This is a genomic window from Gordonia soli NBRC 108243 (genome assembly GCF_000334455.1).
GTDB classification, from domain to species: domain Bacteria; phylum Actinomycetota; class Actinomycetes; order Mycobacteriales; family Mycobacteriaceae; genus Gordonia; species Gordonia soli.
The window spans coordinates 12,692-36,548 of sequence record NZ_BANX01000024.1; the positions used below are offsets into that span (position 1 = coordinate 12,692).

At 67.5% G+C, this 23,857-nt stretch carries 24 protein-coding genes; 17 read left to right on the plus strand and 7 right to left on the minus strand.

Annotation, left to right across the window (positions count from 1 at the left end; translation table 11 throughout):
- The first annotated feature begins 136 nt into the window (after window positions 1-136).
- The 5 genes from GS4_RS15975 (at window position 137) to GS4_RS15995 (ending at window position 4,481) form a co-directional block, all read left to right on the plus strand.
- Window positions 137-343, plus strand: coding sequence for a hypothetical protein (locus GS4_RS15975; protein WP_007622375.1), 207 nt, complete (start codon window positions 137-139; stop codon window positions 341-343).
- 207 nt (window positions 344-550) lie between these two features.
- Complete coding sequence (locus GS4_RS15980) at window positions 551-1,669, plus strand: sulfate ABC transporter substrate-binding protein (RefSeq protein WP_007622376.1); 1,119 nt, start codon at window positions 551-553, stop codon at window positions 1,667-1,669.
- Window positions 1,666-2,511, plus strand: coding sequence for a sulfate ABC transporter permease subunit CysT (gene cysT / locus GS4_RS15985; protein WP_007622377.1), 846 nt, complete (start codon window positions 1,666-1,668; stop codon window positions 2,509-2,511). The genes GS4_RS15980 and cysT overlap by 4 nt, the downstream gene beginning before the upstream one ends.
- Before the next feature lie 4 nt (window positions 2,512-2,515).
- Window positions 2,516-3,484, plus strand: coding sequence for a sulfate ABC transporter permease subunit CysW (gene cysW, locus GS4_RS15990; RefSeq protein ID WP_007622379.1), 969 nt, complete (start codon window positions 2,516-2,518; stop codon window positions 3,482-3,484).
- A gap of 1 nt (window position 3,485) precedes the next feature.
- The gene (locus GS4_RS15995; RefSeq protein ID WP_007622381.1) at window positions 3,486-4,481 is read left to right on the plus strand and encodes a sulfate/molybdate ABC transporter ATP-binding protein; all 996 of its coding nucleotides are present in this window, start codon (window positions 3,486-3,488) and stop codon (window positions 4,479-4,481) included.
- Between the two features lie 122 nt (window positions 4,482-4,603).
- On the opposite strand, the gene GS4_RS16000 is transcribed toward GS4_RS15995, so the two are convergent.
- The gene (locus GS4_RS16000; RefSeq protein ID WP_007622383.1) at window positions 4,604-5,023 is read right to left on the minus strand and encodes a DUF1761 domain-containing protein; all 420 of its coding nucleotides are present in this window, start codon (window positions 5,021-5,023) and stop codon (window positions 4,604-4,606) included.
- A 54-nt stretch (window positions 5,024-5,077) separates the two neighbouring features.
- On the opposite strand from GS4_RS16000, the gene GS4_RS16005 reads away from it, so the two are divergent.
- The gene (locus GS4_RS16005) at window positions 5,078-5,734 is read left to right on the plus strand and encodes a winged helix-turn-helix transcriptional regulator (protein WP_007622385.1); all 657 of its coding nucleotides are present in this window, start codon (window positions 5,078-5,080) and stop codon (window positions 5,732-5,734) included.
- Window positions 5,735-5,855: 121 nt separating this feature from the next.
- Here the strand turns inward: GS4_RS16005 and GS4_RS16010 are convergent, their stop codons facing one another.
- From GS4_RS16010 to GS4_RS16030, 5 genes are read right to left on the minus strand one after another with little or no spacing between them, the layout of a single operon-like run.
- Window positions 5,856-6,623: a sirohydrochlorin chelatase gene (locus GS4_RS16010; protein WP_007622387.1), complete on the minus strand. Its 768-nt coding sequence runs from the start codon at window positions 6,621-6,623 to the stop codon at window positions 5,856-5,858.
- Complete coding sequence (locus GS4_RS16015) at window positions 6,623-7,927, minus strand: sulfate adenylyltransferase subunit 1 (RefSeq protein WP_007622389.1); 1,305 nt, start codon at window positions 7,925-7,927, stop codon at window positions 6,623-6,625. The genes GS4_RS16010 and GS4_RS16015 overlap by 1 nt, the downstream gene beginning before the upstream one ends.
- On the minus strand, window positions 7,927-8,883 hold the full coding sequence (cysD, locus tag GS4_RS16020; protein WP_007622390.1) for a sulfate adenylyltransferase subunit CysD: 957 nt from the start codon (window positions 8,881-8,883) through the stop codon (window positions 7,927-7,929). Before cysD ends, GS4_RS16015 begins: the two co-directional genes overlap by 1 nt.
- Entirely contained in the window at window positions 8,865-9,611 is a 747-nt protein-coding gene (locus GS4_RS16025; protein WP_007622391.1) for a phosphoadenylyl-sulfate reductase, read from the minus strand. Before GS4_RS16025 ends, cysD begins: the two co-directional genes overlap by 19 nt.
- Window positions 9,608-11,380, minus strand: coding sequence for a nitrite/sulfite reductase (locus GS4_RS16030; protein WP_007622393.1), 1,773 nt, complete (start codon window positions 11,378-11,380; stop codon window positions 9,608-9,610). Before GS4_RS16030 ends, GS4_RS16025 begins: the two co-directional genes overlap by 4 nt.
- A 351-nt stretch (window positions 11,381-11,731) precedes the next feature.
- Between GS4_RS16030 and hemW the strand changes: the two genes are divergently transcribed.
- Window positions 11,732-12,958 carry a radical SAM family heme chaperone HemW gene (gene hemW, locus GS4_RS16035; RefSeq protein WP_007622398.1) on the plus strand — a complete coding sequence of 409 codons (1,227 nt, stop codon included), beginning with the start codon at window positions 11,732-11,734 and terminating at the stop codon, window positions 12,956-12,958.
- 53 nt (window positions 12,959-13,011) lie between these two features.
- Here the strand turns inward: hemW and GS4_RS16040 are convergent, their stop codons facing one another.
- A complete protein-coding gene (locus GS4_RS16040; RefSeq protein ID WP_007622400.1) occupies window positions 13,012-13,473 on the minus strand; it encodes a type II toxin-antitoxin system VapB family antitoxin in 462 nt (153 codons plus the stop codon).
- A gap of 150 nt (window positions 13,474-13,623) precedes the next feature.
- Here GS4_RS16040 and hrcA point away from each other — a divergent pair, with 150 nt between their 5' ends.
- From hrcA to GS4_RS16090, 10 genes are all read left to right on the plus strand, one after another.
- On the plus strand, window positions 13,624-14,658 hold the full coding sequence (hrcA, locus tag GS4_RS16045; RefSeq protein WP_040510807.1) for a heat-inducible transcriptional repressor HrcA: 1,035 nt from the start codon (window positions 13,624-13,626) through the stop codon (window positions 14,656-14,658).
- A 123-nt stretch (window positions 14,659-14,781) separates the two neighbouring features.
- Complete coding sequence (dnaJ, locus tag GS4_RS16050) at window positions 14,782-15,945, plus strand: molecular chaperone DnaJ (protein WP_007622404.1); 1,164 nt, start codon at window positions 14,782-14,784, stop codon at window positions 15,943-15,945.
- 16 nt (window positions 15,946-15,961) lie between these two features.
- The gene (locus tag GS4_RS16055) at window positions 15,962-16,714 is read left to right on the plus strand and encodes a 16S rRNA (uracil(1498)-N(3))-methyltransferase (protein ID WP_007622405.1); all 753 of its coding nucleotides are present in this window, start codon (window positions 15,962-15,964) and stop codon (window positions 16,712-16,714) included.
- Window positions 16,711-17,511 (plus strand): alpha/beta hydrolase family protein, encoded by an 801-nt coding sequence (locus GS4_RS16060; protein ID WP_007622406.1) that lies wholly within the window; start codon window positions 16,711-16,713, stop codon window positions 17,509-17,511. Before GS4_RS16055 ends, GS4_RS16060 begins: the two co-directional genes overlap by 4 nt.
- 141 nt (window positions 17,512-17,652) lie before the next feature.
- Window positions 17,653-18,747 carry a PhoH family protein gene (locus GS4_RS16065; protein WP_007622411.1) on the plus strand — a complete coding sequence of 365 codons (1,095 nt, stop codon included), beginning with the start codon at window positions 17,653-17,655 and terminating at the stop codon, window positions 18,745-18,747.
- A complete protein-coding gene (ybeY, locus tag GS4_RS16070) occupies window positions 18,744-19,325 on the plus strand; it encodes an rRNA maturation RNase YbeY (RefSeq protein ID WP_007622414.1) in 582 nt (193 codons plus the stop codon). The genes GS4_RS16065 and ybeY overlap by 4 nt, the downstream gene beginning before the upstream one ends.
- Window positions 19,326-19,327: 2 nt before the next feature.
- Window positions 19,328-20,782, plus strand: coding sequence for a hemolysin family protein (locus tag GS4_RS16075; protein ID WP_007622415.1), 1,455 nt, complete (start codon window positions 19,328-19,330; stop codon window positions 20,780-20,782).
- On the plus strand, window positions 20,779-21,123 hold the full coding sequence (locus GS4_RS16080) for a cytidine deaminase-like protein (protein WP_007622417.1): 345 nt from the start codon (window positions 20,779-20,781) through the stop codon (window positions 21,121-21,123). The genes GS4_RS16075 and GS4_RS16080 overlap by 4 nt, the downstream gene beginning before the upstream one ends.
- Window positions 21,123-22,091: a GTPase Era gene (gene era / locus GS4_RS16085; protein WP_007622418.1), complete on the plus strand. Its 969-nt coding sequence runs from the start codon at window positions 21,123-21,125 to the stop codon at window positions 22,089-22,091. Before GS4_RS16080 ends, era begins: the two co-directional genes overlap by 1 nt.
- Before the next feature lie 43 nt (window positions 22,092-22,134).
- Window positions 22,135-23,781 (plus strand): YhgE/Pip domain-containing protein, encoded by a 1,647-nt coding sequence (locus GS4_RS16090; RefSeq protein ID WP_083862746.1) that lies wholly within the window; start codon window positions 22,135-22,137, stop codon window positions 23,779-23,781.
- The last annotated feature ends 76 nt before the right edge of the window (window positions 23,782-23,857 follow it).

Consider the following 23,857-nt stretch of genomic DNA (forward strand, 5'->3'; position numbering starts at 1 on the left):
CGGCGCGCTAGGATCGGGGATGCGCCCGGTTGCGCATCGCGGTCGCCCGACAACCCTCGAGTAGGGGTCAGGGGCGGTCCCGACGGTTGAAATCAGACTGAGAAAAAGTCACCGGGAGGCCCGGTAAGACGAGGTGATGGCGGTGTCGGCAGTGTTGTCCTGGTGGGACGGGGTCGAGGAGTGGTTGACCGGCCTGTCGTTCGTCCCGCAGTTGCTCGTCACCCTCGTGGTGGTGGTCCCTCTCGCCGTGTTCGTCGCGTTCGTGCTGAATCTGCTGGTGGAGGGTGTGGTCCCGCTGTTCGACCGTCGCCGCCTCTCCGACGACGACGGATCGGGGCTGTGAACTGATGATCCGCTCGCGCGTCACGCTCGCCCTCATCGCCCTGGTGGTGCTGGTCGTGTTGGCCTGGCTGTTGGCCCGTTAACACAGTTCGAGCACCTTTCACGCTCGGTGAATGACACCGTTGGCGCCCCTCTCCGCTGTTGTTAGCGTTAGCCGGCCGGATGAGGCCGGCCCACCGAACGGGGGCCGTCGGGGTGCTGGAGGTGAATGGTGAGACGGGACAGATCCGCGCGCCACAGAGCGGGGATTCTCGCCTGTGTGGCGATCGTCGGAACAGCTCTGGTGAGTGCGTGTGGGGGAGGCTCCACCGATGAACCCGGTGGTGCCGACATCTCGACCGGCAGTCGACACCTGAACCTGGTCGCGTACGCGGTCCCCAAGACGGGTTTCGACGTCATCATCCCGGCGTTCCGGAAGACCGAGGCCGGCCACGACGTCGGCTTCTCGCAGTCCTACGGCGCATCCGGTGACCAGTCGCGCAAGGTTGCACGTCGGGTTCCGGCCGACGTCGTCAACTTCTCCGTCGAACCCGACGTGACCCGCCTCGTCAAAGCCGGTGTCGTCGACAAGGACTGGCAGGAGCAGGCCCCCAACAAGAGCACCCCCTTCGGTTCGGTGGTGGCGCTCGTCGTCCGTAAGGGCAACCCCAAGAACATCCGCGACTGGGACGATCTGCTCAAGCCGGGCGTCCAGGTCGTGACGCCCAACCCGGGCAGCTCCGGTTCGGCCAAATGGAACCTGCTGGCGCCGTACGCCGCCAAGAGCAACGGCGGTCGCGACGACAAAGCCGGCCTCGACTACATCTCACAGCTGGTCCGCGACCACATCACCGTCGTCCCGAAGTCGGGCCGTGAGGCGACCACCGCGTTCGAACAGGGTCAGGGCGATGTCCTGATCAGCTACGAGAACGAGGCGATCATGCTGCAGCGGCAGAACGCGACCGCGTCGGCCAACAGCCAGGTCGACTACGTGCTCCCGCCGCAGACCTTCAAGATCGAGAACCCGGTCGCGGTGGTGAACTTCTCCGAGGACAAGGCAGGCGCGAAGTCATTCGTGGACTTCTTGTTCACCGACGAGGCCCAACAGCTCTGGGCACAGCAGGGCTTCCGTCCGGTGGTGCCCGAGGTCATCGACCGCACCCGGTCGTTGTTCCCGGGTGACATCCAGAAGCTCTGGACCATCGACGAGGTCGGCAAAGTCCTGGGCAAGGGGACTGCCGAAGACAACGACGGCAAGGATCTGAAGGGATGGAAAGCTGTGGACCAGAAGCTCTTCGGGTCGAAGGGCTCGATCAGCAAGATCTATGACTCTGGGGGCCGGCAATGACCACCGAGACACCTGAGAAAGGTGCGCCGACCGGCTTCCTCGGTCGGTCGCGCACCTTCAGCGGGGTCAGCCCCATCGGCATCGGGGTGACCTGGCTGTGGCTGAGCATCATCGTCCTGCTGCCGCTGGCCGCCATCACCGTCCAGTCGTTCGGTGACGGATGGAGTGGGTTCTGGGACGCCATCAGCAGTGAGAACGCGATCGACGCACTGTGGATCACGGTGCTCGTCTCGCTGATCGTCGCCCTGATCAACGTCGTCTTCGGCACCATCATCGCGTGGGTCCTGGTCCGGGACGAGTTCCCCGGCAAGGCGTTCGTCAACGCCATCATCGATCTGCCCTTCGCGTTGCCGACGATCGTCGCCAGCCTGGTGTTGCTGTCGCTCTACGGACCCAACAGTCCGATCGACATCCAGCTCAACGCGACCAAGCCGGCGCTGGTCATCGCACTCACCTTCGTGACCCTCCCGTTCGTAGTCCGTCAGGTGCAGCCGGTGCTGCTCGAGGTCGACAAAGACGTCGAGGAGGCCGCAGCCGTGTTGGGGGCGAGCAACTGGACCACCTGGACCAAGATCCTCTTGCCGGCGCTGCTGCCCTCGATCCTGACCGGCGCCGGACTCGCGTTCACCCGCGCGATCGGTGAATTCGGTTCAGTGGTCCTGATCGGCGGCAACATCCCGGGCGACACACAGGTCGCCTCCCAGTACATCCAGCAGCAGATCGAGATCGACAAGCCCGCAGCTGCCGCCGCGGTCTCCGTGGTCCTGCTGCTGATCGCCTTCGTCGTGCTGTTGGTGCTGCGCATCGTCAGCCGCCGACAGGCCGTGCGAGAGGAGGACTGACCCGATGAAGCTGTCACCGTTCACCCGCTATGGTCTGCGGGCCGTCGCGCTGATCTACTTGTTCGTCCTTCTCGTGGTACCGGTCGGGCTCATCTTCTGGCGATCCTTCCAGCACGGTTTCGGCCAGTTCTGGGAGTGGATCACCACCCCAGCAGCCATCTCCGCGCTGCAACTGAGCCTTCTCATCGTGGTGATCGTCGTCCCGTTGAACGTCATCTTCGGCATCGTCACAGCACTCGCGCTGGTCCGAGGAAAGTTCCCGGGCAAGGGATTCCTGCAAGCCGTCGTCGACCTTCCGTTCGCGGTGTCGCCGGTGGTCGCCGGTGTCGCCCTGATCCTGCTGTGGGGCTACGGCGGTTGGTTCGGCGGTGTGGAGAGTCTCGGGTTCAAGGTGATCTTCGGATTCCCCGGGCTGGTGCTCGCCACGATCTTCGTGACCCTGCCGTTCGTGGTCCGCGAAGTGGAGCCGGTCCTGCACGAGATCGGCACCGAGCAGGAGCAGGCCGCTGCCACCCTCGGCGCCAACGGCTGGCAGACCTTCGGCCGGATCACGTTGCCCGCCATCCGCTGGGGCCTGACCTACGGCATCGTCCTCACCATCGCGCGAGCCCTCGGTGAGTACGGCGCGGTCACGATGGTGTCGTCGAACTTCCCGGGCATATCGCAGACCCTGACGCTGCTGGTGCATTCGCGCTACACCGACGACTACAACGAGTTCGGCGCCTACGCAGCGGCGACGCTGCTGATGTTCGTCGCGATCGTGGTGCTCGTCGCGATGACGCTCATCGAGCGTCGGGCCCGTAGCCGCCTCGCGGAGGCCAGTACCACCTACACCTCCGAGGACGAAGTGGTCGAGCCTGCCCTCGCGGTCCCGCACGGACCGGCCGCGGTCGACGCAACTCAAGAGGTTCGGGTCCGCCGCGACCCCCACAACGACAGCCGAGCCATCGGCATCGACACGGAAGGCGTGTGACATGTCCATCTCGGTGATCGGCGCCAACAAGCGCTACGGCGACTTCGCGGCACTCGACGACGTCTCCATCGACATCCCGGCCGGGTCGTTGACCTCGCTGCTCGGTCCGTCGGGATCGGGGAAGTCCACCCTGCTCCGTGCGATCGCGGGACTCGACTCCCTCGACTCGGGCACGGTGGTCATCAACGGCGGCAACGTCACGGGCCTCTCGCCACAGAAGCGGGACATCGGGTTCGTGTTCCAGCACTACGCCGCGTTCAAGCACCTGTCGGTTCGCGACAACGTCGCCTTCGGCCTGAAGATCCGTAAGCGACCCAAGCCGGAGATCGACAAGAAGGTCGACGAGCTGCTGGAGATCGTGGGGCTCACCGGGTTCCAGCGGCGCTTCCCGGCGCAGCTGTCGGGTGGTCAGCGTCAGCGCATGGCGCTCGCCCGCGCGCTCGCCGTCGACCCCCAGGTCCTGCTCCTCGACGAACCGTTCGGTGCGCTCGACGCCAAGGTCCGTGAGGATCTCCGGAAGTGGTTGCGGCGCCTGCACGAGGACGTCAACGTCACCACCGTGCTGGTCACCCACGACCAGCAGGAGGCCCTCGACGTCAGCGATCGGATCGCGGTGCTCAACAAGGGACGCATCGAGCAGGTCGGCGCACCCGACGAGCTCTACGATCGTCCGGCGAACGTCTTCGTCGCATCGTTCCTCGGTTCGACGGTGCGGGTCAACGGAGAACTGGTGCGGCCGCACGACATCCGCATCGGACGCAATCCGGAGTTGGCGTTGCCGGCCGCCGACACATCGCTGGACACAGGTGTGATCAAGGCGCGCGTCGTCCGTGTGGTGAACCTCGGCTTCGAGACGCGGGTCGAGCTCGTCGCGGCGACGACCGGTGAGGAGTTCCACGCCCAGGTCACCCGCGGAGACGCGAACGCGCTCAACCTGAGTCCTGGCGAGGACGTCTTCGCGCGCGCGACGAAGGTGCCGGAACTGGTCGCCGACTGAGGCGACCGAGAACGAGAACAGTCAGGGCCCCGTGGTCGATCTCCGACCACGGGGCCCTGGCATGTTCGCGCCGGTCGGCAGTATCGCCGCGGCAGTCACCGGCGTCGCGGGTCGGGAGAATGCTACTGCAGCAACCCGATGGGAACGGTCATTCCGACGAACAGCACGAGCTGGTAGGCCGAGTTGATCGCGGTCAGCGCGGCTGGCTTCAGCTCGAATCCATTGTGCTGCGCCAGAGTTGTCAGAGAGAACCCCAACCACGCGGCCGCTCCGACTCCCACTGCGAGCCACAGGGAGTCGGTTTCGAAGAAGCCTTCCGCGACGGAACTGGCTGCGGCGAGGGCGATCGCGGTGACCACGATCGATGCCACCAGGATCACGAAGGGCGCCTTGCCGCCTCGCGCCGAGTCGTCTGCGGTCACCCCGGTCAGTCGTCGCCAGGTGCTGCCGACCAGGCCCCAATCGCTGTACCAGACCCATGCGACGGCCATCCCGACCACGATCGCGATCACCACGGCCAACCAATCGATGTTCAGCTCCACTGGAACCCCCTGGGTCTCGCCTCGACGGTGTTCTGGTTGATAGAATCAACTGCGATGGAGAAAGTCAATCAAAACCCGAAGGGGTCGCGCAGTTACGGGCAGTTCTGTGCGCTCGCCCGCTCCCTCGACATGGTGGGCGAACGGTGGACGCTGCTCATCGTGCGCGAGTTGCTTCCCGGGCCGATGCGGTACACCGACCTCAAGAACTCGCTGCACGGGATCGCGACGAATCTGCTCGCCGATCGTCTGCGAACGATGGAGGCGAACGGGATCGTCGAACGACGTCTCGAGGACACGGGGGTGGCCTACGCGCTGACATCGTGGGGTCAGGGGCTACGGGAACCGATGGAATCGCTCGGTCGCTGGGGGGCGCCGCTGCTCGCGTCCGGGCAAGGGGATGATGCGTTCCGGCCGCGGTGGCTCACCCTCGCGTTGCCCGCCCTCTTGCGCGGCGCGACCGCGTCACCTCCGGTCGAGCTCGGAATCGAGACCGACGGGTTCGTCATGGTGCTGCGTGTCGACGAGAACGGCCCCGATGCGTTCGTCAGTTCCGACGTGCCGGACACCGTGTTCGTCGCCGCGCCAGAGGTCGTCGTCGCCCTCGCAGCAGGTGGGATGGGCGTCGAGCAGGCCATCGCGGTCGGTGAGCTGCGCGGCGACCCAGGCATTCTGCGGGTCGTGTTCGGCGCCGGTTCGTCTGGCGACGAGTGACCGTAGGGGAGATGTCGTCGCCTGTGGTTCGCGCCGCGGCGTGAGCGCGAGGCCGCGACGATTATTGTCGCGGAGTCTCGCTCACGCCGCGTTCGTGACCACTCCGGATCCCGGGACCGGATCAGCGAACCGTGAGCGACGCCCCGACGGTGGCTGCGACGCCGGGCCCGACGGAGCGGAGGTAATGGCCGACGATCGCGGTCACCACGTCCGGGTGAGCCCCCAACGGAGCGGCCACCAGCGCCCCTGGCGCGATGACGTCCAGCGCACGTTCCATGCGCTCGATGAGCAACCCGGCCGACAGGAAGTACGGGGACAGCGCGATCCGAGCGGCTCCGCGTCCCCTGAGGTGCTCCACCGCACCGGCGACCGCAGCCGCATTCTCACCCAGTCGCGTCGCGAACACGGTCACGACCGGTCGGCCAACGAGATGTGTGAGTTCACGAGCCCGTCGGCGGACATGGTCGTCGGCCGCCGGGTTGGATGACCCCACCGCACACAGGATCACGCCGTCGTCGTCGCGGAGACCGGCCGAGTGCAGCCGGTCGGCGAGTGCCGAGGCCAGGGGATGGGTTCCGATCACGGGGCTCTGGGTCACCCGCGCGCCCGGCAGACGCCGCTCGGTGATGATCGAGGGCAGGTCCACGCTGCTGTGATAGCCGTCTGCGAAGAGCAACGGCACGACGACCTGGTCGCCGGCCGTCTCGGCGATGACATCGCCCACGGTGGGGGAGTTCAGGTCCAGGTACGCGGGACGGACGGTGATCCCACGCAGTCGGGCGCGAACCGCTGCCGCGACGCGCTCGGTGGTGGCAGCGAAGCGCGGGTCGCGGCTGCCGTGCGCGGCCAGGACCAGCGTCGGTCCGTCCCCGAAGCCGGGGGTGTGCATCAGACCGGGGCCGGCGACGCGTTCAGGTGCAGCTCGGCCAGAGCGTCGCCGACGAGTCCGGCGCCCAGGGTGTTGCCACCCTGCGGGTCGATGAGCAGGAAGCTGCCCGACTCGCGATTGGTCTGGTAGTCGTCGGCCGCGATCGGCTCGGCGGTCTGCACGGAGATCCGGCCGATCTGGTTGAGCTCCACCGACTCCGGTGCATCGACCAGCGACAGGCCCTGCTCGTCGAACAGCACATCGAGCGACCCGATGATGGCTTGCGTGGTGCGCGTGCCGTGCTTGAGGAGCAGGCGGGCACCGGGGCGAAGCGGCTTCTCTGCGAGCCAGCACACCGTCGCGGTGAACTGCTGGGTGGGTTCGGGGGCGTCGACCGCCGCCGCGATGACGTCGCCGCGCGACACGTCGACATCGTCGGCCAGCAAGAGGGTGACACTCCGACCGGTATGTGCGGTCTCCAGATCGCCGTCCGCGGTGTCGATCTTGCTGATCGTGGTGCGGGTTCCCGACGGGAGCACGACCACCTCGTCGCCCACCGACACACGGCCGGCGGAGATCTGACCCGCGTAGCCGCGATAGTCCGGGAACTCGGGTGTGCGCGGGCGGATCACGTACTGGACCGGGAACCGGAGTCCGACCGGACGGGGGTCGGTGACGTTGGGGACCGTTTCGAGATGCTCGATGAGTGCGGGCCCGTCGTAGAACGGGGTGCCCTCGGACCGGCTGGCGATGTTGTCGCCGTGCAGTGCCGAGACCGGGATCGAGATGACCTGGTCGGCCGACCATCCGAGTGAGCGCGTCAACTCGACGAAGTCTGCGGAGATCTGACGGAACGCCGTCTCGGCGTCGTCGACGAGGTCGATCTTGTTGACCGCGAGCACGAGTTGCGGAACGCCCAGCAGCGCCATCACCGCGGCGTGCCTGCGGGTCTGTGCCACCACGCCGTTGCGGGCGTCGACCAGCAGGATGACCAACTGCGCGGTCGATGCCCCGGACACCGTGTTTCGCGTGTACTGGACGTGCCCTGGGGTGTCGGCGAGCACGAACGACCGTGTGGGCGTGGCGAAGTAGCGGTACGCGACATCGATGGTGATGCCCTGCTCGCGCTCCGCGCGCAGTCCGTCGACGAGCAGCGAGAGATCGGGCCCGTCGAGGCCGCGATCGACCGATGCCTTGGTGACCGCGTCGATCTGGTCGGCGAGAACCGATTTCGTGTCGTAGAGCAGACGTCCGACGAGAGTGGACTTGCCGTCGTCGACGCTGCCCGCCGTGGCGATTCGCAGGAGGTCAGGGGCGTGCGTCATCAGAAGTATCCTTCGCGCTTGCGGTCTTCCATCGCGGCCTCGGACACTCGGTCGTCGCCGCGGGTGGCGCCACGCTCGGTGAGCCGGGACGCCGCGACCTCGTCGAGAACAGCGTCGTTGTCACGGGCCTCGGACAGGACGGCGCCGGTCGAGCTGCCGTCACCGACGGTCCGATACCGCACCCAGCGACGCTCGAGGGTCTCGCCGTCGCGCGGTCCACCCCAGACCCCGGGGGTCATCCACATGCCGTCGCGCTGGAAGACATCGCGCTCGTGGGCGTAGTAGATCGACGGCAGGATGACCTGCTCGCGGGCGATGTAGCGCCAGATGTCGAGCTCGGTCCAGTTCGACAGCGGGAACACCCGGACGTGCTCGCCCGGCGCGTGCCGACCGTTGTACAGGTTCCACAGTTCCGGTCGCTGGCGTTTCGGGTCCCATTGGCCGAAGGCGTTGCGCAGCGAGAAGATCCGTTCCTTGGCGCGCGAGCGCTCCTCGTCGCGCCGGCCGCCGCCGAACACCGCGTCGAAGCGGTTCTCGGTGATCGCATCGAGCAGCGGGATGGTCTGCAGCGGGTTGCGGACGCCGTCGGGACGCTCTGTGAGGCGACCGTCGGCGAGGTAGTCCTCGACGCTGGCGACGTGCAGCCGCAGGCCGTGCCGTTCGATCACCTGGTCTCGGAACTCGAGTACCTCGGTGAGGTTGTGACCGGTGTCGACGTGCAGGAGCGAGAACGGCAGTGGCGCAGGCCAGAAGGCCTTCAGGGCGACATGCAGCAACACCGTCGAGTCCTTGCCGCCGGAGAACAGGATCACCGGCCGCTCGAACTCGCCCGCGACCTCGCGGAAGATGTGGATGGCCTCGGACTCGAGAGCATCCAGGGTGGTGAACTCGTCGTCGGTCACCGGGATCTCGCGGGTGGCGGCGTCGGAGGTGATGGTCATGCGTGCAACCCACATTCTGTCTTGGCTCGGCCGGCCCAACGGCCGCTGCGCGGATCGGATCCGGGTTCGGGCTTCGCGGTGCACGGGGCGCATCCGATCGACGGATACCCTTCGTCCACCAGGGGATTGACCAGGACACCGTGTGTGTCGATGTAGTCCTGCATCGTCTCGTCGGACCAGGCGGCGATCGGGTTGATCTTCACCAGTCCGAAACCCTCGTCGAAGGTGATCAACGGGGCGTTGGCACGGGTCGGGGCCTCGACGCGGCGGATACCGGTCACCCAGGCGTCGAAGCGCGACAGGCCACTCTTCAGCGGCACGACCTTGCGGAGACGGCAGCATTCACCCGGATCGCGGGCGAAGAGGTTGCGGCCCAACAGTTCGTCTTGCTCTGCGACGGTGTGCTCTGGGGTCAGGTTGACCATCTCGACGTCGTAGATCGACTCGACCGCATCGCGCGTGCCGATCGTCTCGGCGAAGTGATAACCGGTGTCGAGGAAGAGGATCTTGAGCTTGTCGCCGTCCAGGAGTTCGGAATCGACGTGCGTGGCGGCGAGGTCGACCAACGCGGCATCCTGCATGTTCGATGCGACGACGAAATTGTTGCCGAAGGTCTGCGCGGTCCAGCGCAGGAGTTCCTCGGGAGTCGCGTCTGCTCCGAGATCCGCGGCGCCGCGTTCGGCGATCGCGCGCAGTTCCTCGGCGCTGTGTGTGCGTCCGGTCGAGGTGACGGAAGTGGTCATCGCAGAGCCTCCTCGTCTGCGCGGACCGCCCACTGGGCGAACCGCTCTCCCTCGTCGCGCTGGTCGAGGAAGTTGCGCACCACGCGGTCGATGTAGTCGCCGATCTCGGTGGCGCTCACCTTGTGCTGACGCAGCTTCCGGCCGAACCCGGCGTCCTGGCCGAGGCTGCCGCCGAGGTGGACCTGGAAGCCATCGGTCGGGCGGCCGTCCTCGCCGTCGATGAGCTGGCCCTTGAAGCCGATGTCGGCGATCTGGGAGCGTGCGCACGAATTGGGGCAGCCGTTGATGTTGACCGTGATCGGCACGTCCAGGGCGTCGTTGATGTCGGCCAGCCGCTCCTCGAGTTCGGGGACGAGCCGCTGCGAGCGCTTGCGGGTCTCGGTGAACGAGAGCTTGCAGAACTCGATACCGCTGCACGCCATCAGGTTCCGGCGCCAGTTCGTCGGACGAGCCGACAGGCCCAACTCGCCGACCTCGGCGATGAGCTGCTCGACCTTGTCGTCGGGGACGTCGAGGACGACGAGCTTCTGGTAGGGCGTGAAGCGGATTCGGTCGGAGCCGACGCGCTCGGCGGCATCGGCGACAGCGGTCAGGATCGTGCCCGAGACGCGTCCGGCGATCGCCGCGAAACCGACCGAGTTCTTACCGTTCTTGAGGCGCTGGACGCCGACGTGGTCGCGGGGCGCGGTCAGCGGTACCGGAGCGGGTCCGTCGATCAGCTTGCGGCCCAGGTACTCGTCCTCGAGCACCTGGCGGAACTTCTCGATGCCCCAGTCCTTGATCAAGAACTTCAGGCGTGCCTTGGCGCGGAGGCGGCGGTATCCGTAGTCGCGGAAGATGGCGACAACGCCCTCCCAGACGTCGGGGACCTCGTCGAGCGGGATCCAGGCACCGACGCGTTGAGCGAGCATCGGGTTGGTGGACAGGCCGCCGCCGACCCACAGGTCGAGGCCGGGGCCGTGCTCGGGGTGCTCGACGCCGATGAAGGCGACGTCGTTGGTCTCGTGGGAGACGTCCTGCAGACCGGAGATCGCCGTCTTGAACTTGCGCGGCAGATTCGAGTACTGCGGGTCGCCGATGTACCGGCGCACGATCTCGTCGATTGCCGGTGTGGGGTCCAGCACCTCGTCCACCGCCTCGCCGGCGAGCGGCGAACCGAGCACGACGCGCGGGCAGTCGCCGCAGGCCTCGGTGGTCTTGAGGCCCACGGACTCGAGACGTTCCCAGATCGTCGGGACGTCCTCGATCTTGATCCAGTGGTACTGGACGTTCTCGCGGTCGGAGAGGTCTGCGGTGTCGCGGCCGAACTCGGTCGAGATCTGGCCGATGGTGCGCAGCCGGGCGACGTTGAGATCGCCTGCGTCGCAACGCACCCGCATCATGAAGTGGTTGTCCTCCAGGATGTCGATGTTGTCGTCACCGGTGAAGGTGCCGTCGAATCCCTTGGCGCGCTGGGTGTACAGGCCCCACCAGCGCAGCCGACCGCGGAGGTCCTGCTTGTCGATGGAGTCGAACCCGCGTTTGGAATAGATGTTCTCGACCCGGGCCCGGACGTTGAGCGGGTTGTCGTCCTTCTTGACCTGCTCGTTGGGGGTCAGTGGCTCGCGGTAGCCGAGCTTCCACTGGCCCTCGGCGCGACGCTTGGTCGGGCGCGGGCGGGCGGTACGGGCCGGTCGGTCGCCGTTCGCGGCGCCACCGCGTGCGCGGGCGGGCCGAGTGGGCTCGCCGCCGGACTCGGCGGTGCTGATCGCGTCAGTCGTCGACGTCATGAAATCTCCTGAGTCGGCGCATGGAAGCGCCGGGCACTTGCACGGTTGGGCTGAATCACGTGCCGGCATCCCCGCGAAGAAGGCAGCGGGAACTGTCTCGGGGCCAGTACGTCGTCTACGGACGACAGAATGCGCTGTTGACGCGCTTGAGATCGATGTGGCGGCGAGCGGCCAGCCACACCCCGGGGAAAATCACGGTGTCCATAGTGCCACGTGCTTCCTCGCGGAGTCTACTAGGGGTTATTTTGCATCACGGTGATGCAAAGAGGCCGATGGTGACCTCGTTCCAGTTCCAAGGGCCTCGGGATGGCCGATATTCCCGGCGCCCGATGGTCGGCGCACAATGGTCGGGTGAGTTCTGCAGCCCCCGACACGTCGTCCCGACCGGGTACGGCGCTGTCCGCCGACCTCCGCGACGGCCTGTCGTCGGTCGACCCGACCACGCCCCTCGGGCTCTACGTACACGTGCCTTTCTGTGCCACACGCTGCGGATACTGCGACTTCAACACGTACACGGCAGGGGAGCTGGGCAGCAGTTCGTCGCCCGAGTCGTGGCGCACCGCCGTCCGTGCCGAACTGGACCTCGCGGCCGAGCTGATGAGTCCGCGACGTCCCGTCTCGACGATCTTCGTCGGTGGCGGCACCCCGTCGTTGCTCGGCGCGTCCGGACTGGGTGGTCTGTTGGACGACATCCGGGAGCGGTTCGAGTTGACGGCCGACGCCGAGACCACCACCGAGTCGAATCCGGAGAGCACCGATCCGGAGTTCTTCGCCGGCATCCGTGCTGCGGGTTTCACCCGCGTCTCACTCGGGATGCAGTCCGCGGCAGCACATGTCCTGGCCGTCCTCGACCGCACGCACACCCCTGGACGGGCGGCTGCCGCTGCTCGCGAGGCTGCCGCGGCGGGCTTCGACCACGTGAACCTGGACATGATCTACGGCACACCGGGGGAGACCGACGCGGATCTGCACGCGACGCTCGACGCGATCCTGGGCGCACCGGTCGACCACGTGTCGGCATACGCGCTGATCGTCGAGGACGGGACCGCGCTCGCCCGGCGCATCCGACGTGGTGAGCTGCCCGCACCCGACGACGACGTCCTCGCGCGGCGCTATCAGATCATCGACGATCGGCTGACCGAGGCGGGTCTGCGCTGGTACGAGGTCTCCAATTGGTCTCGCCCGGAACCGGAGTCCTGGTGTCGGCACAACCTCGGCTACTGGTACAGCCACGATTGGTGGGGGGTGGGGCCCGGAGCCCACTCGCATGTGAACGGTGTGCGGTGGTGGAACCACAAACATCCGGCGCGCTACGCCGATTCGCTGGCCGTCCGCGAGCTGCCGGTGAACGGTCACGAGGTACCCGATGGTGACGAGTCCCACACCGAACGCGTGATGTTGACCGCGCGCTGTGCCTCGGGATTGGCGGATGCCGATCTGGACTCGGCCGAACGCCGCCGTGCCGCCCGCCTGGTCACCGACGGACTGCTCCGGCGTGTGGATGACGAACGCCTGGTGCTCACCGACCGGGGACGGTTGCTCGCCGACGGTGTGGTGCGCGACATCCTCTGGGGCTGACCTCCCGCGCGGCGGCGGTCACGCCCTGCGTCGGTACCGAGGATCGTCCGTGTTCACCACACGCGCGGCTGTGAGCCGCTCGGCGGACCGGGCGGCGGGGTCCAGCCGGTCGAGCGAGCCGGCCGGCGGGTTGGCCCGGTGACCGCGGGCCTCGCAGGTGTCGGGATCTCCGCCGTGTCCAGCTGATCGTCGAGCGATGCCGCCGGGTCGTCGAGGTCCAGGGCGTCGAGGTCCAGCATCCGGGCATGGATGATGTGCCGGTTCCGCAGCGCCGAACGCACGGCACGGTGGAGCCCGTCTTCCAGGTAGATCTCGCCCTGCCACCGCACCACGTGCGAGAACAGGTCGCCGTAGAAGGTGGAGTCCTCACTGAGCAGGCGGTCGAGGGCGAGCACGGTGGTCACGGTGGTCAGTTCGTCGAGCCGGAACTGGCGTGGCGGAATCTTGGCCCAGCCCCGAGCGGACAAGCCGTGGTCCGGATACGGTTTGCCGTCCCGGACGCCCTTGAAGATCATTCCCCGATGACTTCCTGATAGCTGCGCCGAGGTCGGTCGGCGGGCTCGGGGCGTGCCTGGACGCTCGCCTCCCGCTTCTGCGCACGGCGGTTTCGTAAGATGGACGACACCTACTGTATGGCAGTCGCCGGGTACTGGGAGGAGTGTCGCGTGTCGAGTACCGATGACCGACGGTTCGAGATCCTGCGTGCCATCGTCACGGATTTCGTCGACACCCAGGAGCCCATCGGTTCCAAAGCGCTGGTCGAGCGCCATCAGCTCGGGGTCTCCAGTGCGACGGTCCGCAACGACATGGCGGTCCTCGAGGCCGAGGGATACATCGCCCAGCCGCACACCAGCTCCGGACGCATCCCCACCGACAAGGGATACCGGATGTTCGTCGACCGGATCAGCGAGATCAAACCGCTGTCGGGTGCCGAGCGCCGCGCGATCCTGTCGGTCCTGGACTCCGGAGTCGATCTCGACGACGTCCTGCGTCGGTCGGTGCGGCTGCTCGCGCAGCTGACGCGACAGGTCGCGGTCATCCAGTATCCGGTGCTCTCGACCGCCACGGTCCGTCACCTCGAGGTGGTCTCGCTCTCGCCGTCGCGGCTGCTCCTGGTCGTCATCACCGACAACGGCAGGGTCGAGCAGAGGATGGTGGTTCTCTCGGAGGATGTCGACGACGACGACCTCAGCCGGATCCGCGACATGTTCTCCGCGGCACTGCACGGTCAGCGGCTCGAAGCGGCCTCCGCCGCGGTGGCCGAGGTCGCCAACGGGACGCCGGCAGACATCCGCGGAGCCGTGGTCAACGTCGCGACGGTCCTGGTCGAGACACTGGTCGAGCGGGGTGACGACCGACTGGTGCTGGGTGGGACGTCGAACCTGACCCGGTCGGCGGCCGACTTCGCGCCGGTCCTCGGCGGTATGGACACCGTCCTCGAGGCACTCGAGGAGCAGGTGGTCGTGCTCAAGTTGCTCGCGACGACGCAGCGTATGGGACGGGTGACCGTCCAGATCGGCGAGGAGACGCAGACCGAGAACCTCCGTGGAACGTCGGTGGTGTCCACGGGGTACGGTGCATCGGGCACCGTGTTCGGGGGCGTCGGTGTGGTCGGGCCCACCCGTATGGACTACCCGGGAACAATCGCCTCCGTGGCGGCCGTTGCCAAATATGTCGGCGAAGTGCTGGCCGAACGCTGAACGCTGCATCCGCGCGGTGCGATCGGAACCCTGCCGCAGACGGCGGAGATCGCCGAACACCCGACCGATGCGAACCACCGGCGCTGCCGGTGACGACTGGTGAGACGAAGGACCGAGACAACCGTGGCACGTGACTACTACGGAATCCTGGGCGTCGCCCAAGGGGCGACCGACCAGGAGATCAAACGCGCCTATCGCAAGAAGGCACGTGAACTCCACCCGGACGTCAACCCGGGTGAAGAGGAGAAGTTCAAGGAGGTGAGCACCGCCTACGAGGTGCTCACCGATCCGGAGAAGCGACGCATCGTCGACGCGGGCGGGGATCCCCTGGCCGGCGCGGGTGCCGGTGGCTTCGGCGGCGGCGGCTTCGGGAGCGGCGGTCTCGGTGACGTCTTCGAGGCCTTCTTCGGCAACGGAGGCGGTTTCGGTGGCGGTGGATTCGGTTCCGGTCGCGGACCCAAGAGTCGGGTGCAGCCCGGCGAGCCGGCGCTGGTCGCGATGGAACTCGATCTCGAGGAGTGCGCCGCGGGGGTGGCCAAGGAGATCACGGTCGACACCGCCATCCTGTGCGATCTGTGCCACGGTGCGGGCACGAACGGCGACTCGAAGCCCACCACGTGCGACACGTGCAAGGGCGCCGGTGAGATCCAGGCGGTGCAGCGCTCGTTCCTCGGTCAGGTGATGACCGTGCGTGAATGCCCGACGTGCCACGGCACCGGCGACATCATCCCGGATCCGTGCCGTAAGTGCGGTGGTGACGGGCGCGTCCGGTCGCGTCGCACGATGACGGTGCGCATCCCGGCCGGTGTGGAGAGCGGCATGCGTGTCCGTCTCGCCGGCCAGGGAGAGGTCGGCGCCGGTGGCGGCCCCGCGGGCGATCTCTACGTCGAGGTCGCCGAACGCGCGCACGACGTCTTCGTCCGCGACAAGGACGATCTGCACTGCACCATCCGTGTCCCCATCGCCGACGCCGCGTTGGGCACCGAACTCACGATCGACACCATCCTCGACGGCTCGGCGACGATCACGATCGCCGCCGGTACCCAGCCCGGACAGGTCGTGAAGGTGAAGGGTCAGGGCGTGCCGCACCTGAACACCGGCGTCCGCGGCACCTTGCACGCGCACCTGGACGTCGCCGTCCCGACGCGACTCGACGCCGCGCAGACCGACGCGCTCAAGCGATTCCGCGAGGTGTCCGGCGACGCCTCCGAACTCGTCAGCACGAGCGCGGCCACGGCACCCGGGGGCCTGTTCTCCCGTCTGCGCAACGCTTTCGCCGGTCGCTGAGCGCAGGCGTCGGCCGATGAGCCCTCCGGTCTTCTGGGTCGACCAGGTCCCTTCTGCGGGAGCCGATGTCGTCATCGACGGCCCCGAGGGCAGACACGCGGTGACCGTCACCCGACTCAAGGTCGGGGAGGCCGTCGTCGTCTCCGACGGTCGTGGCGCACGCGCTGAATGCGAGGTCGTCGCGGTCGAGGGCAAGGACCGACTGCGCGGACGCGTCCGGACCTTCGTCTTCACCGACCGCCCGCGTCCGGTGGTGACCGTGGTGCAGGCCCTGCCGAAATCGGAACGGTCGGAACTCGCGGTCGACCTGGCCACCGAGGCCGGTGCCGACCGTATCGTCCCGTGGCAGGCGGCGCGGTGCGTCGCGCGCTGGTCGGGCAAAGCCGACAAAGGGGTGGCCAAGTGGCGCTCCGTCGCCGCAGCGGCGGCAAAGCAGAGTCGGCGATCGTGGATTCCCGAGATCACCGAGCTGGCGAGCACCACCGACGTCCGGGCCCGGGCCGCCGACGTCCTGGCCGGCGGAGGCAGGGTCCTCCTCCTGCACGAGGAGGCCGCAGAGCCGCTTCGCGACATCCCACTGGCCGGGCTCCCGGAGATCTTGCTGGTCGTCGGGCCCGAAGGCGGCCTCGACGACGCCGAGATCGCCGATCTCGTCGCGCTCGGTGCGCAGCCGGTCGTACTCGGTCCCGAGGTGCTCCGGACCTCGGCGGCGGCAGTAGTCGCACTGGGAGCCATCGGCGCCCTCACCGACCGCTGGGTTCGGCGATGAGCGGTCGCGTCCATCGCGTGAAAGTGCACTATGGTTCGGCGCCTTCCCAATTCGGTCACGTCTATCATCCCGTCGATGACGAAGGGGGCTCCGATCCGACGGGTGGAGGCGAGACGGTCCCGCTGATCGTGCTCGTCCACGGCGGCTACTGGACCACCGAGTTCGCGCTGACCATCGAGACCGCCATCGCCCGGCTGCTCGCCGCGCGTGGATGCGTCGTCTGGAACATCGAGTACCGCCGTGTCGGTGAGCCGGGTGGTGGGTGGCCGTCCACCGGACGAGACGTCGTCGCGGCGATCCGTGCACTCGACGGTCCGGTCCCCGACGCACTCCCGTCGCCGATCGCCGAACGGTTGGCCCGGAGATCGGTCGTCGTCATCGGCCATTCCGCCGGCGGTCAACTCGCGGTCTGGGCGACCGCCCGACTCGGAGCGCGCACCGACACCTGCACCATCACCACCGTGGTCGCGCAGTCTGCGCCACTCGACCTTGCCGATCCCGATGCCGGCGACCGACCGTCGCTGGTCGGGCTGCTCGGCGGTCGCCGAGCCGACGTCCCCGACCGATACCGCGACGCATCGCCGGCCCACCAGCCGGCGTTTCCCGCACGCGTGGTCGCCGTGCACGCGGGGGAGGACCGCGCCGTACCGGTCGAGGCCAGCCGCCGATTCGTGCGGGCGGCGGCAGCGCGCGGTCAGGACGCGGAGTTGCTCGTGGTGCCCGGCGAAGGACACGACGCCTTCGTCGACCCTCACAGTCAATGCACCCGACAGACCATCCGCCTGCTCGGCGTCTGATCACCCGAGGTCGAGGCACGGAAATATTGCCTGCTGATCGCGGGTTCAATCGCGATAGAATGAACCGGTCATCGGCCGATCGAGCCGACCGACCCCACCTCCCCGACACCGGGGACACACCACCGAGGAGTGATCTCATACGTGAGTGACGACAACACCGGCGCAGCCAGGACGACCAGCAGGACCGGCGCGGGCGCGAGTGTGGTCACCTCCACTGTGGAGATCTCTCCCGAGGCGGTGTTCGGCCTACTCGGGGCGAGTGACGTCAATCTGCGCTCCCTCGAACAACTCCTGCCCGCCGACATCCATGTCCGCGGCAACCAAGTGACCCTCACCGGGACCCCCGCCGACGTCGGCGCCTCCGAGCGGGTCGTGGCCGAACTCGTCGATCTCGTCGGACGTGGCACGCCGTTGACGCCGGATCTCGTGCGTCACAGCGTCTCGATGCTGTCGAAAGGCGACTCGGAGTCACCAGCGGAAGTGCTGTCCCTGGACATCCTCTCGCGCCGCGGCAAGACGATCCGGCCGAAGACGCTGAACCAGAAGCGGTACGTCGACGCGATCGACACCAACACCATCGTGTTCGGCCTCGGTCCGGCCGGTACCGGTAAGACCTATCTGGCGATGGCGAAGGCTGTACAGGCGCTGCAGAACAAGTCGGTCACCCGGATCATCCTGACCCGGCCGGCTGTCGAGGCAGGGGAGCGGCTCGGCTTCCTGCCGGGCACGCTCAGCGAGAAGATCGATCCGTACCTGCGCCCGCTCTACGACGCGCTGCACGACATGATGGATCCGGACTCGATCCCCAAACTGATGGCCGCCGGGGTGATCGAGGTCGCGCCGCTGGCGTACATGCGGGGGCGGACCCTCAACGACGCGTTCATCATCCTCGACGAGGCACAGAACACCACCGGCGAGCAGATGAAGATGTTCCTCACCCGGCTGGGTTTCGGTTCCAAGATCGTGGTCACCGGTGACACCACCCAGGTCGATCTGCCGGGCGGCGCGCAGAGCGGGCTGAGCACGGCGACCCGAATCCTGGACGGGGTCGACGACATCCACTTCTCGCAGCTCACCAGTGCCGACGTGGTCCGCCACCGACTGGTCGCCGACATCGTGGACGCTTACGGCCGAGCCGAGGAGAACGCCCGCGCCGCGAGCAATCTGCGTGATGCCGACCGTCTGCCCGGCAACCGGGCGGCACGGCGTGCGGCCGGACACGGACGTCGTTCATGAGCATCGAGCTCGCGAACGAGTCGGGTGTCGAGGTCCCCGAGGGCCTGATCATCGAGGCTGCGCGCTTCGCCATCGCTGCGATGGACGTCCACCCGGCCGCCGAGTTGTCGGTGGTGCTCGTCGATCTCGACACGATGGCCGACCTGCATGTGCAGTGGATGGATCTGCCTGGGCCCACCGACGTCATGAGCTTCCCGATGGACGAGTTGTCACCGGGTGGGCGGCCGGATGCCGCCGACCCGGGACCCGCCCTGCTCGGCGACATCGTGCTGTGCCCCGAGTTCGCGGCAGACCAGGCCAAGGCGGCGCATCACTCCTTCGATCACGAACTGGCCGTGCTCACCGTGCACGGTGTCCTGCATCTCCTCGGCTACGACCACGCCGAACCCGAGGAGGAGAAGGAGATGTTCGGTCTGCAGGGCCGAATCCTCGAGGACTGGTACGCCGATCGTCATCGCCGTGCTCGTGAGCAACGTCAGTCCGATCGGGACTCGCGACTGCTGACCAACATCGGCTTCGCCGATCAGCAGGCGCCCGGAGTCGGACGAGAGGGCCGTACCGCGGCCGAGGAGGAGTGAGCGTGCCACACGACGTGTGGTTCGTCGTCGCAGCGATCGTGCTCATGGTGGTCGGTGGCGTCTTCGCCGCAGTCGACACCGCGGTGTCGACGGTCTCTAACGCCCGCGTCGACGATCTCCTCAAAGATCATCGCGCCGGTGCCCGCCCGCTGATGACGATCCTGCGATCACGGGGGACCTACGTCGGTATCGCCGTCCTGCTGCGCGTGGTCTGCGAGACGGCCGCCGTGGCTCTGATCGCGGTCGCCGCAACGGATTCCATCGGGGTGGGGTGGGGTCTGCTGCTCGCCATCGGGGTGATGGCGGTGGTCTCCTACGTTGCGATCGGGGTCGGACCCCGGACATTGGGCAGGCAACACGCCTACAGCATCGCCCTCGCGTCCGCGGTCGTGTTGCAGGCGTTGGGTGTCCTGCTGACCCCGCTGACCCGCCTGTTGATCCTCATCGGTAACGCACTCACGCCGGGTAAGGGATTCCGCAACGGCCCGTTCGCGACCGAGGTCGAGTTGCGCGAGGTCGTCGACCTCGCCGAGGCGAGTGGTGTGGTGGCCGCCGACGAGCGGCGGATGATCCAGTCGGTCTTCGACCTCGGCGACACCAACGCGCGCGAGGTGATGGTGCCCCGACCGGAGATGGTCTGGATCGAGGTCGACAAGTCGGTCGCGCAGGCGACGAGTCTTGCCGTGCGATCCGGACATTCGCGGATCCCGGTGATCGGCGAGAATCCCGACGACATCCTCGGTGTGGTCTATCTCAAGGACCTCGTCGCCCATTCGACGCGCGGTGAGGCGTCGTCGATCCTGGTCCGCGAGTTGATGCGTGATGCCGAGTTCATCCCGGACTCCAAGCCGCTCGACAAGGTCCTCGCCGACATGCAGCGCACCCGCAACCACATGGCACTGCTGGTCGACGAGTACGGCGGGATAGCGGGTCTGGTGACCATCGAGGACGTGCTCGAGGAGATCGTCGGTGAGATCACCGACGAGTACGACCTCGACGAGGTCGCGCCGATCGAGGAACTCGACGACGGTCGTTATCGCGTGTCCGCCCGTCTCTCGGTGGAGGATCTCGCCGAGCTCGTAGGCATCGAGATCGACGAGGACGAGGTCGAGACCGTCGGCGGACTGGTCGGACTCGCACTCGGCCGCGTGCCGCTGCCCGGCGCCGACGTCGAGTCCAACGGGCTCCGGCTCACCGCCGAAGGAGGCCCCAATCGGCAAGGGCGTCAGCGCATCATCACCGTCCTGGTGACCAGACTGGCGCAGGACCCGGACGACGAGGACGCCGAATCCCGAGATGGCGGCGACACCGACGACGAGACCGACCGCGATGCCGGTGGCGAACAGAGATCCCGCGGTGAGGGATACTCCGGGGCGGACGATCGCCGCGACCGCGAACGCGGCTCGCGCCACCGTGACCGTGACCCCAGCCGTGCAGGCAGCAAGGATCGATCGTGACTTCTGAGGTGATCCTCGACGACGAGGACGGCAAGCTCGTGACGCTGGCGCGTGGTGCGCAGGCGCGCGCCGATACGGCGCAGGGGGCTGCGGTGCGCGACGGTGACGGCCGCACGTACGCGGGCGCTCCGGTGACCGCTCGAACCCTGTCGTTGAGCGCGCTCCAGGTGGCGGTCGCGACGGCACTGTCCAGCGGTGCAGACGCATTCGAGGCCGCGGTCCTGGTCGGTGGCGCCGACGACGATCCCGGTCTGGCCACGCTCGCCGAGATCAGCTCCGATGCCTACGCGATCCTGACCGACGGTCGGGGTGCCCCGGTAGAGCGCCTGGGTGGTCGATGATGTCGGAGTTCCGTTCGGGTTTCATCTGCTTCGTCGGCCGGCCGAACACGGGCAAGTCGACACTGACCAACGCGTTGGTCGGCGAGAAGATCGCGATCACGTCCAACCGCCCGCAGACCACCCGACACACCATCCGCGGCATCGTGAACCGTCCGGATGCGCAGCTGATCCTGGTCGACACACCGGGGCTGCACAAGCCACGGACACTGCTCGGGCAGCGACTCAACGACCTGGTGCGCGACACGTATTCCGAGGTCGACGTCATCTGTCTGTGCATCCCCGCCGACGAGGCGATCGGCCCGGGAGACAAATGGATCATCACGCAGCTGCGCGAGATGGCACCGCGGACCACCGTTCTGGGTGTGGTCACCAAGATCGACCGCGTCACACCCGACCGGGTCGCCGCCCAACTACTCGCCCTCTCGCAGATCCTCGGGCCGTCGTCCGAGGTAGTCCCGGTCTCGGCGAAGTCGGGCAAACAACTCGACGTGCTGTCCGATCTGCTGGTCTCACTGGTCGAGCCCGGCCCCGCGTTCTATCCCGACGGTGAGCTCACCGACGAGCCGGAACAGGTGCTGATGGCCGAGTTCATCCGCGAGGCCGCTCTCGAGGGAGTCCATGACGAACTGCCCCACTCTCTGGCGGTGGTCATCGAGGAGGTCATCCCACGAGAGGAACGCGACCCGGAGCCGCAATCCGCGCCGGGAGCAGGCGGAGGATCGAAATCCGCGCCGGGAGCGGGCGGAAAGCCTCCCATGGTCGATGTCCATGCGATTCTCTATGTCGAACGTGACAGCCAGAAGGGCATCATCATCGGGCACCGCGGAGCACGCCTGAAAGAGGTCGGTACGGTGGCTCGCGCACAGATCGAGAAGCTGCTGGGTGTCCGGGTCTACCTGGATCTGCACGTGAAGGTCGCCAAGGACTGGCAACGGGACCCCCGCCAGCTCGGCCGACTGGGTTTCTGACGAGACGACCGCCGAGGTCGACGAACCGAGAGGTGGCGTGGACATGGCCGGACCGGACGAGAGCAACACCTACGGCAACGGGTCGGGGACGAGTGGCGACAGCCCGGCGACTCCCGACCCGGTAGCTCCCGACACCGCCGACACCGCCGACGCCGGGGTTGCCGACGTCGGCGCCCCAGAGACCGGTGCACCGGGAGCGTCGACCCGTCACCACGGTCGGCACGAGGCTCCCGAGTCCGATTTCGACGAGTCCGATCCCGATGTGCCCGCTGCCGACGTGTCCGCTGACGGCGTGCCCGTCTCCGGCGAGTCCACTGCCGGCGCGGAGCAGACCCCGCCCGAAGAGGACGAAGAAGAGGCCGCCGGGACAATCGCCGCCGTGATCGGCTCGCCCAGGTTCTGGCTCGCCCCGCTGGTGCTCGTGCTGATCCTCATGTCCCTGATGGCCGCGCTCTACATGGGCGCCGTGGCCAGCCCCCGTGAGAACCTGCACGACTTCCCGATCGCACTGGTCAACGCCGACCGCGGCGCCGAGGTCGACAATCCCGACGGCAACGGCTCCACCGAACAGAACTTCGGTGATCAGGTCGCGGCGGGGATCATTGACGCCGCACGGCCCAACGGGTTCGATGTGCACCGGTCCGACCGGACCACGGCCCTGAACGAGCTCAACGCGGGCAAGGTGTACGGCGTCATCGTCATCGGCCCGAACTTCTCCGAGCACGCGGTCAGCCTCGGTCGGGCCGCAGTGCTGCAGGCGAAGCCGGATGCGCCGTCGATCGACGTGTTCATCAACCGCGGGTCGGGGACGTTCGCGTCGTCGGTGACCACGACCTTCGCGCAGGAGATCGACAAACAGGTCAACTCCCAGTTCGGCGAACGGCTCACCGCCACGGTCCGCCAGCAGCTCGCGCGCGCCGACGTACCGTTCTCGGGCGCCGCCCAGTTGGCCCTGGCCAATCCGGTGAACGTGGCCGTGGTCGAGCCGACCCCGCTTCCCGACGGCGCCGGAAACGGGTTGTCGGCGTTCTATTTCACCCTCCTGCTGGTGCTCGCAGGTTTCACCGGCGCGATGATGGTCAGCGTCATCGTCGACGGGTTCCTCGGTCAGACCCCGGTCGAGTACGGCCCGTTCTACTCGCTGCGCAAGCGTCTGGCGATCTCTCGGTGGGGCACCCTCGCCGCCAAGTGGACGATCCTGTTGCTGGTCGCGCTGCTGCAGTCGGCGCTGTTCATCGCCGTGTGCACCGCCGTCGGGACCTCACTGCCGAACAGCTTCTTGCTGTGGGCCTTCTCGGTGCTGGTGATCTTCGCCGTCGGTGTCACCGCGAGTTCGGTGCTCGCGATCTTCGGCAATCCCGGTCTGCTGGTGAACCTGATCTTCTTCGTGATCCTGGGACTGCCCTCGTCGGGTGGCACGATCCCCCTCGAGGCGAGTCCACGACTGTTCAGCTGGATCGCGGCGTTCGAGCCCATGCACGTGGTGTACCTCGGGGTCCGGTCGATCCTGTACTTCGACGCCGACCCCGGCTCCGGCCTCGCCCGCTCGATCGTCCAGACGCTGCTCGGGTTGATCCTCGGTGCGCTCCTGGGTCTGGCGGTGACCAAGTTGTACGACCGCAAGGGCTGGCATCGCTACCCGGGCGGGATGACCCTGCCGCCCCGGCTGGCCGCGGCCGCGGGACTCTGACGTCCGGACGCATCGATCCCGACTCCGATCCCGGTATGTCGTGGTCGGTTGTGGTGGACGCCGGTGGAAGAATGTC